The organism is Natrinema sp. LN54, from assembly GCF_052439245.1.
GTDB lineage: Archaea > Halobacteriota > Halobacteria > Halobacteriales > Natrialbaceae > Natrinema > Natrinema versiforme_A.
The window spans coordinates 339,152-353,971 of sequence record NZ_JBQVRP010000005.1 but is presented as its reverse complement, the minus strand read 5'-3'; the positions used below and the strand labels follow the sequence as shown (position 1 = coordinate 353,971).

8 protein-coding genes are annotated in these 14,820 nt (G+C 61.0%); 2 read left to right on the top strand and 6 right to left on the bottom strand.

Annotation, left to right across the window (positions count from 1 at the left end):
- Positions 1–7 precede the first annotated feature (7 nt).
- From ACT4ML_RS16890 to ACT4ML_RS16880, 3 genes are all read right to left on the bottom strand, one after another.
- Entirely contained in the window at positions 8–181 is a 174-nt protein-coding gene (locus ACT4ML_RS16890; protein WP_444721912.1) for a hypothetical protein, read from the bottom strand.
- Positions 182–1,363: an ABC transporter substrate-binding protein gene (locus ACT4ML_RS16885; protein WP_444721911.1), complete on the bottom strand. Its 1,182-nt coding sequence runs from the start codon at positions 1,361–1,363 to the stop codon at positions 182–184.
- Positions 1,364–1,605: 242 nt separating this feature from the next.
- A complete protein-coding gene (locus tag ACT4ML_RS16880) occupies positions 1,606–2,604 on the bottom strand; it encodes a sister chromatid cohesion protein PDS5 (protein ID WP_444721910.1) in 999 nt (332 codons plus the stop codon).
- Between the two features lie 891 nt (positions 2,605–3,495).
- On the opposite strand from ACT4ML_RS16880, the gene ACT4ML_RS16875 reads away from it, so the two are divergent.
- Positions 3,496–4,965: an orc1/cdc6 family replication initiation protein gene (locus tag ACT4ML_RS16875; protein ID WP_444721909.1), complete on the top strand. Its 1,470-nt coding sequence runs from the start codon at positions 3,496–3,498 to the stop codon at positions 4,963–4,965.
- Between the two features lie 615 nt (positions 4,966–5,580).
- Here the strand turns inward: ACT4ML_RS16875 and ACT4ML_RS16870 are convergent.
- From ACT4ML_RS16870 to ACT4ML_RS16860, 3 genes are all read right to left on the bottom strand, one after another.
- On the bottom strand, positions 5,581–6,840 hold the full coding sequence (locus ACT4ML_RS16870) for an orc1/cdc6 family replication initiation protein (protein ID WP_444721908.1): 1,260 nt from the start codon (positions 6,838–6,840) through the stop codon (positions 5,581–5,583).
- Between the two features lie 936 nt (positions 6,841–7,776).
- A complete protein-coding gene (locus tag ACT4ML_RS16865) occupies positions 7,777–8,319 on the bottom strand; it encodes a thiamine pyrophosphate-binding protein (protein WP_444721946.1) in 543 nt (180 codons plus the stop codon).
- A 234-nt stretch (positions 8,320–8,553) separates the two neighbouring features.
- Entirely contained in the window at positions 8,554–10,809 is a 2,256-nt protein-coding gene (locus ACT4ML_RS16860; protein ID WP_444721907.1) for an NADP-dependent malic enzyme, read from the bottom strand.
- A gap of 874 nt (positions 10,810–11,683) precedes the next feature.
- Between ACT4ML_RS16860 and ACT4ML_RS16855 the strand changes: the two genes are divergently transcribed.
- Complete coding sequence (locus ACT4ML_RS16855; protein WP_444721906.1) at positions 11,684–14,773, top strand: FAD-binding and (Fe-S)-binding domain-containing protein; 3,090 nt, start codon at positions 11,684–11,686, stop codon at positions 14,771–14,773.
- Positions 14,774–14,820: the final 47 nt, after the last annotated feature.

The window sequence follows — 14,820 nt, the reverse complement described above, 5'->3', positions numbered from 1 at the left end:
GGTATCGTTAGCGTCTGGCCGTCACTGGGTGGTCGGCGGCGATGAACGGCTCGTCGTCCTTGTCGGCGAAGGACAGCCCGCCGCAGTCGTTGCGACGGACGCGCCACGACGGCAAGTCGGGGATATCGTACTCCGCCGGGTCGCGGAAGGCTCCGGCGATCGCCCACTCTCGAGCGCGCATTCAGCGATCACCCGTGATGATGTCGGCGACCGCTTGGCGGTCGAATAGCTGCTCGTCTGCCGGAATCTCCGGATACGGGCCTTCGGTATAGGTCGGCCACTCCCCGAAGACGTCGGGGTAGAGTTGCTTCGCAGTCATCTCCAACTGGAACAGGTTCAGGATCGGACCCTGATAGCGGGCCCCTTGCGGGTAGACGCGGTCGTTTTGGACCGCCGAGAGCCTGCTGCCGGCGGAGTGGTTCCGCAGCGACGATCGAATGCCGGCCAGATCCGTTTCGGGGTGCATCCCGCCCAGCGAGAAGAGCACGTCCGGATCGGCCTCGAGCAGCACTTCCATGTCGATCACGTCGCCCGAGGAGATGTTGTCGCCCAGCGCGCCGATCGGGCCGAGCGGGCGCACGTGGGCCGTCAGAAACCCGGGCGTATCCAGCGTGTAGGCGTACATGCTCTCGATGTCGCTCATCCCCGCCATGACGACGGTCGGGCGCTCTTCTTTCGCGGGCAGATTCGTCTCGATCGTGTCCAACAGGGACGTGTGTATCTCCGCGAGCGCCTCGTATCGCTCCTCCTCCTGAAAGACCGCCGCGACCTTCTCGAACATCTCCCAGAGGCCGTAGTACTCGTAGCGGTCGGCCCAGTTCGACGGCGGCTGGTCGTGTCTGTCGCTGAACGTGTTGCCGAACCACGGGGAAACCGTGCCGCCGATCTCCTCGACATCCTCCGCGTTCCAGCTATCGAGGGCGTTGACGCTCGCCGGATCGGCGAGGTGAACGTCGCTCTCGAGATCGTAGAGCTTCTCCTTGCTCGGCTCCCACGAGGAGTACAACCCGGTCCAGTCGAGCGTGACACCGGGCAGTCGCGGCGTGAACTGATTCCACAGTTTGTCGTAGTACTCGGGTGCGTGCATCGCGTTGACATCGTTTCCGCGTCCGAGGGCAAACGCCATCCCGGCATGGTGTGTCAGTCGCGTGAAGATGCTCTCCGGCGGCGAGTCGAACGACACCTCGCCCATCGGAGCCATCGTCACCGAATACGTCCCTTCGCCTGATTGGGCACCCCGTTCGTCGCTCTGTCCGACCAGCTCCGAACAGCCCGCGAGGGCGGTCCCGGTCGCGAGCGCGCCGCCGTATTTCAGTGTGTCTCTGCGCGTCGGCAGTTCGCCCCCCGTTTCGTTTGTCTCCATGGGTTTTAGGCTACCCTAAACCATAATAAACGCTCCGATTATTAGGCAGGCCTAAAATAAGAGTGCGTCGTCGAACAGTGCCGAACCGCCTCCGGGCGAGCTGATCGGCCAGCCCCGCCAAAAGCGTGCTCGTCTCCGGTCTGCTCGAGCCGACGAGTGCGGTGACCGCACCCGATTCGGCCACGATCGGCTCGCCGCCGAGTATCGGGTCCCCCCGAACTCGAGTCGTTCGTCCGTTGCGGTCAGTACGGGACACCGCATCGCGGACACATCGGAGTGCTCGCTTCGGGAAGCGCGAGTCCGCAGTTCGGACACTCGTCGCCGTCCGGTGTGGTGATTTCCGCGACGATCTCATCGGTTCGGTCGCGGATGGTCGGAATCGACCCGACCGTCTCAGGAACGGCGTCTGCATGGTCCTCGTCCCCACCAGTTGCAAAGCGAACTCGAGCGGCGAGGAACTGTTCGGGGTCGTCGTCGACGGCCGCGGTCACGTCCGGGATCGACACGTCCGAGTCCGCTCGCTCGAGCAACCCGAAGGCCTCGACTACCCGGCCGCGCACGTAGGGGTTCTCGTCGTTCATTCGATCGCGCAGTGCGGCGACGCTCTCGGAGAGCGCATCGGGGTACGCACAGCCGATCACGACGAGGGCGGTACAGAGGTGATAACGGACGAGTTCGTTCGGATCGTCGAGCGACTCGGACAGGGTCGAGACGCGGTGTCGGAGCCGATCCTGATCGCCAAGCGCCACGAACTCGAGGGCCTTCGCCAGCTTCTCTCTGACCTCGGGCTCGTCGAACGACAGTCCGATTTGCAGGTCAGCCAGCACCTCGGGTGTGGCAGCCGTCTCCGGATGCTCCAACGCGACATAGCCCAGTGCCTCCGCCGAGCGAGCGCGCACGTAATAGAACTCGTCCTCGTCGGCCAGTCGGTCCGCGAGCGACGGGACGACCGACGAGACGGCGTCGGGGTCGGCCTCGGCGACTTCGACGAACAGTTTCGCGGTCGTCAGACGAACCGATCGCTCCTCGTCGGTCAAAAACGGCGGAAGCGTCGTGAGGACGGGCTCGAGTGCGGTCGGTTGCGTTTCGGCGAACTGGCGTATCGCTCGGACCGCTGCTTTTCGTGTCTCTTTATCGCGGTTTTCGAGTCGCTCGAGATGTGTGACAGCCTCCTTAGGAGTGTCACTGTTGAGAGCACCCGCGAGCCGGTCGACAGACGACTGCTGTAGTGAATCGTCCATAGTTACGTCGGCGTGTACCGGTGGATTCGAGCCCGCCGGGCAATAAAATCCACTGGATATCCGGTTGGTACCGGGAGCTAAGTTCGACGCGATGCGAGAATACGTAAATCCCCAATCCGGGACACCCCTCTATCGAAGTGTACGTGCGAGTAGATCACTCGCACCTCGAGGAGGAAAGCAAGGACGGATTCGGCGTGAATCACTCGACGTTCGGTCTCTAGTTTCCGATCGGACACCCCTCTATCGATGTGTTTCTCGGCGTTCCGCTCACTCGAGGCACGATCGATCCTTGCCGGTTCGGACAGTAGGAGTAGTCCACGACACAGACACCCCTTTATCGATGTGTTTGGCCCGCCGAACGGGAGGGGGGTGCTCGATCGAGAAGACGTGAGAAGAACGATGACTCGGACGATTACAGCAGGAAACCGATCAAGAAGTCGGTTGGAAGGATCTAACTGGCTGTTTTTGGAGTCTCTTCTTCTAGCTTTCTAGATAACACACTCACACACCCCTCTATCGATGTGTTCGATGTGTTTCGAGCGGTTCCGAATTCATCGATGCGGAGTGGGCGTATTCTCCGAAACCAGCCGAACAATTGTACGCTCATGAACGGGTTTCTCAGGCCTTCTCTGGGCTGAATGGATCTCGTCTCGATCGATCGCCGACTCACACGTCCCGAGAGGGTATCGCTCGAGCGGGAGAAAACACATCGATAGAGGGGTGTCTGTCTCCGGCAAACTCGGTTCTCGAACACATCGTCGGTCGTCAGCCGTTCTTCGACGGTGTTTTCTCTCTGCCAAGTCGAAATAGTGCATTCTAGCCGCTCGACCGAAGAAATACACATCGATAGGGGTGGCAACACTTTTCTTCCTCCCCCGTATGGGTCACCGTATGGATGACTTCGAGGATCCTCGAGACGGAGCGGGGACATCGAAGGACGAAGCGAGGGTATCGAAAGACGGAGTGGGGCCATCGAAAGATGAAGCGACGGAGCAAGCTTCGTCCTCGTCCGATTCGACGGCACCCGAGACGACTCCATCCGCGACCGATTCGGCGACGGCCGGCGAGTCGCAGTCGATCGAGGACATGTTATTGGAGTTCGACCAACAGGAGGGGCTCATTCGCGATCGGTCGCTTCTCGACCCGAATCACATCGTTTCCGAGGACCGGATCGTCGGTCGCGACGAACAGTTACAGGAAGTAACCAAGATGCTCCGCGTCGCTCTCGGGGACAACCGGCCGCCCAATCTCTTTCTCTACGGTCCCTCCGGAACCGGAAAATCACTGATCACGAAGGCCGTCTGTAAGAACATCAGCAAAATCTGCGAGACGCGAGACATTCGGTTCGGGACGATCGAAGTCAACTGCCAGGATCTCGATACGCTCGGCGTAGCGGTCTACGAACTCGCGAGTCGCGCGGCAGATGAAGCGGCCGTCGAGGTACAGGTCCCGAAACACGGCGTCGCGACGAAAGAGAAGTGGGACGAACTCTATCGGATCGTCAACGAAAACTTCGACTCGGCAGTGTTCGTTCTCGACGAACTCGACATGCTCGTCGGCCGACGGGACAAGCAGGACCCAGCCTTCTCCCGTCTCCTCTATCAGCTCTCTCGAGCCGGCGCGAACAACGACCTCACTGCTCACGTCTCCGTCGTCGCGATTTCGAACGACACGAAAATGATGGAGTCCGTGGGGAGCCGCGCCCTGAGTTCCTTTACCCCCGAAGACGTCCACTTCGACGACTACGACGCGAACCAGCTCCAGTCGATTCTCCGTCGCCGGCGAGACGCCTTCTACGACGACGTTCTGGACGAGGACGTTATCCCGCTGGCAGCGGCCTTCGCGGCCCAGACCCACGGCGACGCTCGCAAGGCGATCGATCTCGTTCGAGTCGCCGGTGAACTCGCGGAACGCGAAGGCGACGAGCGCGTTCGCGAGGAACACGTCCGCGAAGCACAGGACAAAGTCGAGAAGAACCGGGTCCTCGAGGTCGTCCGCGGTATCAGCACGCAGAAGAAGCTCTGTCTCTACGCGACGGCCGCCGTCGCTTCGGAGACGGACGACGAATCCGCTCGCAGCACGACTGGCTACCGCGTGTACCAGTTCCTCACGGATGCGATCGACGCCGAACAGTACCATCAGGAGACCTACGTCAACAAGATGAAAGAGATGACGACGTACTCGCTCGTCGACTTCGAACGGCGGAGCCACGGCCCGAGTTCGGGGATGTTCCTCGAGTTCCAGTTCGGAGAGCGTCCCGAAACGATCCTCGAAACGCTTCGCGAGGATTCGCGCCTCGAAATGGTCTCCGTGGACGAGGTCTCGAGCGTCGTCAAAGCACAGGTTCGAAACGAGACGTGAGTCGTTGTTCGTCGGGCCCCGCTATCGATGTGTTGCTCCGCGGTCGCCATCGCTGTCGTCCAATCCGGAAAGGTGAGTACAGTCGTCTCATCTCAGCACACACCGTTATCGATGTGTGATCTTCGGTTTGATGTCCTGATAGACGGAAAATATGGAGTTTGGAAATTCGATCCGATACGGATACCTATCCTCGATTATCGCCAGTTCGGGGTGTCTCTCGTTTCTCATTACTTTCTCAATTATTGAGAAATTAGACACACCTCTATCGAAGTGTTTCCGTCCCCAGCCGACAGCAGTGGCTGTCAAGAGAAAAATAGGAGAAGAACAGCGGACAGAGTGGTGTTAACTCCGAGTGAGATACGCACAGCCATTGTTCAAAGAAAGGCGAGAGTATACTACATCGTTATATCTGATATGTGCTCATCGATGGAACCCTCATTTCTATTAGATATCTAACAGCGTCGTAAACAATTACGGATACTGGATCCGCTACCCAGATAAAATAGAGTTCAGGAGGTATGAGATGGGATTTTACTCCGGACATGGTGGTGTGGGGCTCGTAGAAGTGGCTCACTCGGTAGGTGGGGATTCTGATATTGGAATTAGTGATCTGAATTACTGAAATTCGGCTAATGACGTATTTTCGTCGGTCGTATCGCCATCGAGTAAGTGCTCCTGAATGGAGTCGTGGATACCGACGTCGTCGAGGACCTCGTCGAGCGCCGACAGGATGAGTTCGATGTCCATATCGAGGGTATACTCGCGATACGTTCCCCCGCGCCGCCCCTCGTTTCGTTCGGTGACCGAGACGAGTCCGAGCATGGCCAGTTCCGCCAGATGATCGCGCATCCGGCGCGGAACAAGCGGGTCCCGCCCGGCTCGCTGTGCGAAGTTCGTGTATCGGGGCCGCACGTCTCGTGATCGGACGGGGGTTTCGTTCTGGAGATGCAGCGTGAGCAGGGAGTACAACACCAAGTGACCGTGCTGAGTGAGTCCGCTGATCCCCTCTTCGATCCGGCCGCGTTCCAGATCGTGACGGCCTGCCTCTACGTGGGTTTCGGCGACGGTGGTCGTCTCGGCTTCCTCGCGAGCGAGATCGCCGGCTTTCATCAGGAGGTCGATCGACTGGCGAGCGTCGCCGGCGTCTTTCGCACCGTAGGCGGCACACAGCGGGATCACTGCATCGTCGAGGACGTCGTCGTGAAACGCGACCGCCGCCCGCTGCTCGAGGATTTTCTGCAGATCGCTCGCGTCGTACGCGGGGAAATGGATCTCCTGTTCACAGAGCGAACTCTTTACCTTCGGGGAGAGGTCGTCTCGAAACGAGAAATCGTTCGAGATACCGATAATCCCGATTTTCGCTTCGGAGAGGTTATTGTTCGCACGCGCTCGCGGAAGCTGATAGAGGATCGAGTCGTCTTCGACGTGATCGACTTCGTCTAAGACGATGAGATTAGTCCCGCCGAGGTCGTCGAGGTCGTCCCAGAGCATCTCGTAGACCGTCGCTCGCGGGTAGCCGGTCGTACTGATCTGATTCGTTTCGTCTCGGAGTTCGTTGACCAGACGCGTCGCGATCTGATACGAGGACGTGAGGCCGTCGCAGTTGAGAAACGTCAGCCGGAGATCGATATCGTCGTACTGACTGGCGTCTTCCTCGAGGTGGGAGAGCAGATATCTGGTCGCGGCGGTCTTTCCGACGCCGGTCTTGCCGTAGAGAAAGACGTTGTTCGGTTGTTCGCCGTTGATCACGGGCTGGAGCGCAGCCTGATACATCTGGATTTCTTCGTCACGACCGACGAGTTGCTCCGGTTGGTAGTCCTCCCGCAGCGCGTCGCGATTCCTGTAGATTTCGGTGTCTCGTTCGAACAGGCTCATTCGGACTGTCTCTGGGAGTGTGTCTCTCGGCAGGGTTTATAAAACCACACCGTCCGGAGTGTCCGCTGTTCTTTTCACTTATATCAAACCGAGGAACACACCCACCCCACCGTGTCCGCAGTAATCCTTCTACGAGAGGGGGGATGGTCTCGGACGGGTATCTAGACTACAGAAGTTTTAATGCAATCTACTGAGAGCTAGTCCAAATGGCAACTGTAGTTGATATTTCAGGATGAGAAATATATGAAATATACACACCCAGATTAGGCACCCCCCGCTCGTTCGGCAGAACAGCGGACACGGTGGGGTGGGTGTGTTGACTCTCGTACTCGAGTCAGCAGTGTGACCGTAACTCTCGTCTCTCACCATCGTTTCCTCCCTATACCACCCGATTGACTGGTCTTCTCGAACTGTGTGTTCCGAGTACCAACGGTGCCGACTGCGTTCTTCCACACCATGCTGTCCGCTGCTCTCGGTTCGGTTCCATCTCTTCGGAGTAGCGGATACCGTCGCTCTTTCTCGCCGCGTTTCTCCTCTCTACAGCCCTGAGATCGCCCAGTCTTCCACACGGAACAGCGGACATTGTGGTGTCCGTGCTTTGTTCCGACCTCTCTCGAGTTCCGTTCCCCCAGTCCACCCCCACACCACCATGTCCGTTGTTATACTGATAGTTCGATCGAAAACTGCGGACATGGTGGTGTGGTGTTGACAGAACCGATATTCTTAGCCCTCTTGAACTGCTCCTTAATTGCCAACACTCGCGCCCGTAGTCTTCAAATTCGAGTTATCGTGCTGGCTTTACGAGTTAGGCTAATCAGTTAGCCCTTCTAACTAGGCCAACCCCCTCCTTGTTTGTCTCGGACGGTGTTCCACCTCAATTTCTCAATCAAACGAAAGTGGCGACTGAAAGGAGACCGGGCTATTTGCCCTCGCAGCTCAAAACTCCTCGTCGCCGTCGAACTGGCTCGTCTGCGGATCGATCGTTACCGCCGGCGAGCGGAACTCGGCGTCGAGGAGGGACTTCGGAACGCCGAGCCGGACCGGTCCGCGCGGGGGTGTGAGTGCGGTTTCGATCCCCGAACGGATCGCCTGCTGGAACTCGACCGGCCGCTCGACCGAGACGTTCTCCTTGACGACGGTGTCGTACGTCTCGGGTTCGATTTCGTGGATCGGCCCCTTCCCCCGGTCCGCCGGATCGGCGTCGGCGGCGACGTGGATCAGTGGAACGCGGTCGTCGAGTGCGTTCTTCAACCCGTGCATCGCGTTCGTGTCGCCGGGGCCGGGGACGGTAAGCGTCGCGGCGACCTCACCTCCAGACTCGTAGTATCCCCATGCGATGTGCGGGATCGCCGTCTCGTGGCGCGCCATCACGTATCTAATGTCGTCTCGCCGCTCGACGGTACGATCTAACGGGAGCGTCTGCGTTCCGGGGAGCCCGACGAGGAGGTCGACCCCGGCGTCGACGAGGGCATCGTACAGTTGCTCACTGCCGGGCTGCGCGGCGGACCGTCATCTGTTCCAGGCATCGCTCTCGAGTCTGATTGGAGCGACACAGCGCAATAAATACCGTCGGTCGTTCTCGATCAACTGCTCGGCTCGTCACGAAAACGGTCATCGTCGAGACGATCGGCGGCCGTTGAGGCGGCCGGCGGCGAGATATTCGTTCACGGGAAGACGAACCCGTCGAAGCCACTGGCTTTTCGGACCGACCGGTCAGTACGCCTCGTCCTGCGCGTCGACGGTCGCGACGGCCGCGAGGTTCACGATGTCTTTGACCTCGTCGCCCCGCTGGAGGACGTGGACCGGCTCGTCCATCCCGACGAGCATCGGCCCGATCGCGTCCGCACCGCCCAGTCGCTGGAGCAGCTTGTAGCCGATGTTACCCGCCTCGAGGTTCGGGAAGACCAGCACGTTCGCCGGCTTCTCGAGGTCGGTGAAGTCGTAGGTGCCGGTTAGCATCTCCTCGACGACGGCCGTGTCGGCCTGCATCTCGCCGTCGACGGGGAAGTCGACTGCAGGGTCCTCGCGGAGGCGACGGGCCGCCTCGCGGGGTTTTCGCGTGCCCTCGTTGTCGACGCTGCCGAAGTCCGAATAGGACAGCAACGCGGCGCGGGGTTCGACGTCGAACCGACGAGCCAGTTCGGCGGTGTGACGAGTGACCTCCTCGAGGACGTCCTCGTCGGGGGCCTGATTCACGGTCGCGTCGGCGACGAATATCACACTGTTTTTGAACGTGAGCATGTAGACGCCCGCGGCGTAGTCGGCGTCATCCGCCGTGCCGACCACCTGCAGCGGCGGCCGGAGTGCGGACGGATAGTGGTTCGTCAGGCCGGTGAGCAACGCGTCGGCATCGCCGCGGTCGACCATGACACTGCCGAAGTAGTTAGTGTCGTCGCGGATCATCGACGCTGCCTCACGACGGGTGACGCCGTTGCGCTTCCGGCGTTCGTAGAGGTGGTCGGCGTACCCCTCGTAGTCGTCGCTCTCGGGGTCGACTACGTCTGGTTCGAACTCGAGGCCGAGGTTCGCGATCGTGCCGCGAATGTCGTCCTCGTCGCCGATCAGGACCGGTTCGGCGATCCCGCGTTCGACGATCTGGGACGCCGCTCGAACGATCGTCTCGTCGGTCCCTTCGGCCAGCGCGATCCGCTTGGGGTCGGACTTGGCCTTGTTGAGGACGACGCGCATCATCTCGCGGGATTTCCCGAGGCGGGCCTCGAGTTGCTCGACGTACTCGTCGATATCGATGTCGACGCGGGCCGCGCCCGAGTCGATCGCAGCCCGTGCGACCGCGGGGGCGACTTCGAAGAGGACGCGGGCGTCGAGGGGCTTCGGAATGATGTAGTCGGGGCCGAACTGCAGCGGTTGATCGCCGTAGGCTTTGACCACCGAGTCGGGAACGTCCTGTTTGGCCAGATCGGCCAGCGCCGACGCCGCCGCGACCTTCATCTCCTCGTTGATCTCGGTGGCACGTACATCGAGCGCACCGCGGAAGATGAAGGGGAAGCCGAGGACGTTATTGACCTGATTCGGATAGTCCGAGCGCCCTGTCGCCATGATAACCGTATCGTCGCGGGCATCCTTGGCCGCCTCGTAGCCGATCTCGGGATCCGGATTCGCCATCGCGAAGATGATCGGATCCGCGGCCATCGAGCGGACCATCTCCTGACTGACGATATCGCCGGCGGAGAGCCCGACGAACACGTCCGCACCTTCCATCGCGTCCGCGAGGTCTCCCTCGGGCAGGTCTCGAGCGAACTCCCGGTTGTACTCGTTGAGGTCGCCGGATTCCGCCCGCTGGGTCGTCAGCACACCGTCGATATCGCACATCGTGATGTTCTCGCGTTTGACGCCCAGAGAGACGTAGAATCGGGCCGTCGCGAGCGCTGCAGCGCCTGCACCGGCGAAGGTCACCTCGAGGTCTGCGAGATCCTTCCCGGAGATTTCGACGGCGTTGAGCAGTGCCGCGCCCGAGATGATCGCCGTACCGTGCTGGTCGTCGTGGAACACCGGGATCGACAGCCGCTCGCGGAGCTGCTCCTCGATGGTGAAACAGTCCGGTGCCGCGATGTCTTCCAGATTGATGCCGCCGAAGGTCGGTTCCATCGCGGCGACCGAGTTGACAAACGCGTCCGGATCGTCGAGATCGAGTTCGATATCGAAGACATCGATGTCGGCGAAGCGCTTGAACAGGACGCCTTTCCCTTCCATGACGGGTTTCGAGGCCTGTGCGCCGATATCGCCGAGCCCGAGCACGGCCGACCCGTTCGAGACGACGCCCACGAGATTCCCCTTCGTCGTGTACTGGTACGCCTCGCCCGCGTCCGCGTCGATCTCCCGACACGGCGCGGCGACACCCGGCGAATATGCGAGCGAGAGGTCCCGCTGCGTGTTCGTCGGTTTCGTCGTCGATATCTCTATTTTCCCCGGCGGGGCGGTCCGGTGATACTCGAGCGCGTCTTCGTCCATTATCGTCTCGAGTGTCTCCGGCCGACCGATAAAAGTGTGCGGTTGCGATCAATTGTTCCCATCTATGTGAAATAATAGATTAGAAATGACCGCAAACGTTGCGACAGCCACCAGAGAAACAGTTCGGATATCATCCGAAAATGAGTCGGCCCTATTTTGGTGTCGCTGCCGATATTTAACCACCTCGTCGACTCTCGTAGCGGCCCTCGACTCTCGTAGCGGCCCTCGAGTCTCGGTTGTGGATCTCGAGGCGAGACCATGCGAGTGGATACGGTTGAATATGTGGCACCGTCTATCCTAACTATCATTCTAGGACACTATTTCTATGTTAGAGAGATACGAACGCGAACGGCCGACCGCTCTCGAACAAAAGGCCGAACTACAATTGATCGATAGGACAGTCGGAGCACGTTGTAATCTAGATGTGTAAACAATGGAGTAACGCGACTGATTGTGAGACACAGTCTTCCCGAAATGTGGAAACTCCTTTACTTGGCCTATATGGCTCGAAATGGCAATTTCTCGATTCTCTCATTCGAATTCATGGGGAAGATATCGTGGAAGAGTTCGTATTTTTCTGTAATTCGACACTAACATTCAGATCTGCATTCTTCGAGTATGGACTCTAATCCTGATACGAAAATATGGTAACCGGACCAGTATTGAATGTTAGTAACCGTGATAGAAAATAGTATCTATAATCTCGAAAAGCATTTCGGAACGCGGATCTGACAGTTGGTAAAATCTACTACCGGTGACATCTATACTACCAGAAACTACTACGTTGAACGATGTCGCCATCACGGCGCGGCGCATTGTCGAACGCTTTATCGTTGTGAATCGTATGACGACTCATTCGAAGGTTCAGTTGAGGATGACTGCGAGATCTAACACCGCATTCGACGCAGGGGGCGATACCGAGGCCGAACTCGACGAGCAGCGGGCCACGTACGATTTCGTCTCGGACGACGTGGATCGACCCGCACTGGTCGACGAGCTCCGGGACCGTGTCGACGGCGACGTCCGGTTCGACACCTACACGCGGCAACTGTACGCGACCGACGCGAGCGCGTACGAACTGACGCCGATCGGCGTCGTCTACCCGAAGTCGACCGCCGATGTCGCCGCGACCGTCTCGTACTGTGCGGACCGCGAGATCCCGGTCCTCCCGCGCGGCGGTGGGACGAGCCTCGCGGGACAGGCGGTCAACGAGGCCGTCGTACTCGATTTCACCCGTCACATGGACGGCATCGTAACCGTCGATCCCGATCACCAACGGGCCCGCGTCGAGGCCGGGACGGTGCTCGGCGACCTCAACGAGGCACTCGCTCCCCACGACCTGAAGTTCGCGCCCGACCCGGCTGCGGGGGACCGAAGCGCGATCGGCGGTGCGATCGGGAACAACTCGACCGGCGCTCACTCGCTCGTCTACGGGAAGACCGACGCCTATCTCGAGGAGTGCGAGGTCGTACTGGCCGACGGAACGGTCGCCACGCTCGGTGAGATATCCGTCGCGCAACTCCGCGAGTCCGCCGATTCCGAGGGGGACCTCCTCGAGCGGATCTACGCGGAAGTCGTCCGGATCATCGACGAGGAAGGTGACGAGGTGCGGGAGCGATTCCCGGATCTGAAGCGTAACGTCTCGGGGTATAACTTTGACGTGCTCATCGAAGAGGCCGAGACCGGGACCGTCAATCTCGCCCGGCTGCTGGCCGGCAGCGAGGGGACCCTCGCCGTCGTCACCGAAGCCGAGGTGTCCCTCGAGCCCGTCCCGGAGACCAAGGCGGTGTCCCTGCTGTTTTACGAGAGCGTCCTCGAGGCCGTAACCGACGTCCAGCACGTCCTCGAGCACGAGCCCGCCGCGGTCGAACTCATCGATAACGTGCTCCTCGGGTTGGCCCGGGAGACGACCGAGTTCGAGGCGGCGGCGTCGCTCGTTCCCGACGAGGCCGAGGCGGGGTTACTCGTCGAGTTCTACGCCGAGGACGACCATCACGGCCGCGAACAGACAGCCTCCCTCCTCGCGGATAGGGTTCCGGGCACCGAGACCGAGGCGACGCCGGCCGAGGATCGACCGGCGATCGACGAGACGATCGCGTTTGCCGGCTTCGAGGCTCACGAGGAAGCCGAGCGCGAGACCTTCTGGACGCTGCGCAAGGCCGGGCTGCCAATCTTGCTCTCGCGGACCTCCGACGAGAAGCACATCAGCTTCATCGAGGACTGTGCGATCCCGCCCGAACACCTCCCCGAGTTCGTCGAACGATTCCAGTCGCTGCTGGCCGAGAAGGGACGTGACGACGACGCGGCCTTTTACGCCCACGCCGGGCCGGGGGTGCTCCACGTCCGCCCGCTGGTCGATACGAAGGCCGACCGGGACCGCGAGGACATGGTCGCTATCGCCGACGAGGTCACCGACATGGTCGTCGAGTTCGGCGGCAGCGTCTCCGGCGAGCACGGCGACGGTCGGGCCCGCACCCAGTGGAATCACAAGCTCTACGGCGACGACCTCTGGCAGGCCTTTCGCGATCTGAAGACCGCGTTCGACCCCGACTGGCTGCTCAATCCGGGGAATGTCTGCGGCGACCACGACATGACCGAACACCTCCGGTACGACGCCGACTACGAGTACGACGCCGGGCTCGAGCCGTCGCTGAACTGGGACAACGAGAACGGCATGCAGGGGATGGTCGAACTCTGTCACGGCTGTGGCGGCTGTCGCGGCGAGCAGGAGACCACGGGCAGCGTGATGTGTCCGACCTACCGGGCGGCCGACGAGGAGATCACGGCGACTCGAGGCCGGGCGAACCTCCTCCGGCAGTCGATGAGCGGCGACCTTCCGGACGACCCGACCGACGACGAGTTCGCCGAAGAGGTGCTTGACCTCTGTATCGGCTGTAAGGGCTGCAAGCGGGACTGTCCGAGCGGCGTCGACATGGCGAAGCTCAAGACCGAAGTCATGCACGAGCGCCATCAGGAACACGGTGCGAGTCTTCGGGATAGGCTCTTCGCCAACTTCGATACGCTCGCCGCCGTCGGCAGCGCGCTGGCACCGGTCTCGAACCTCGCCCAGTCGCTTCCCGGTTCGGACGTGCTCGCCGAGAAGACGGTCGGAATCGCGAGCGAGCGGTCGCTCCCCGAATTCAGCCGCGAGACGCTCCAGGACTGGTTCGAGAATCGAGGCGGCTCGCGTGTGTCCGAGGCGGACGCCGAACGGAAGGCCGTCCTCTTCGCGGACACCTACACGAATTACAGCCATCCGGAGGTCGGCAAGGCGGCGGTGCGCGTCTTGGAGGCCGCGGGCGTTCACGTCGACGTGGCCGACCGGACCGACAGCGGCCGGCCGGCACTGTCGAAGGGCTTCGTCGACGCCGCTCGCGACGCCGTCGCGAAGAACGTGGCGGCGCTCGAGCCGCGGGTTCGCGAGGGCTGGGACATCGTCGTGGCGGAACCGTCCGACGCCGTGATGTTCCAATCCGATGCCCTCGACCTGCGGTCGGGCAAGGCCGTGGAATCGTTCGCCGCGAACGCCTACGGCCTCTGTGAGTATCTGGATACGTTCCGGCTCGATGAGGCCGTCGAGTGGGCGGCACCCGCCGATTCGGTCGTCTACCACGGTCACTGCCACCAGAAGGCGGAGAAGAAAGACCACCACGCCGTCGGCGTGCTCCGGCGGGCCGGCTACGCCGTCGACCCGCTCGATTCGGGCTGTTGTGGCATGGCCGGCACGTTCGGGTACGAGGCGGAACACTACTCGCTGAGTCAGTCTATCGGCGATATCCTCTTCGACCAGATCGAAGACAGCGGTGCCGAGGTCGTCGCCGCGCCGGGAACGTCTTGCCGGACCCAGCTCGGCGACAGTCGGATCGAACCGGTCCCCGCCGACAGCTCGCTCGCCGGCACCTCGCTCGACGCCGAGTCGCCCCCGACGCCGATCGAGTTGCTCGCGCACGCACTCCCCAGATAAACCGTTCTAATTGGTTCTATCGGCACGTTCACGAATCACGACAACTT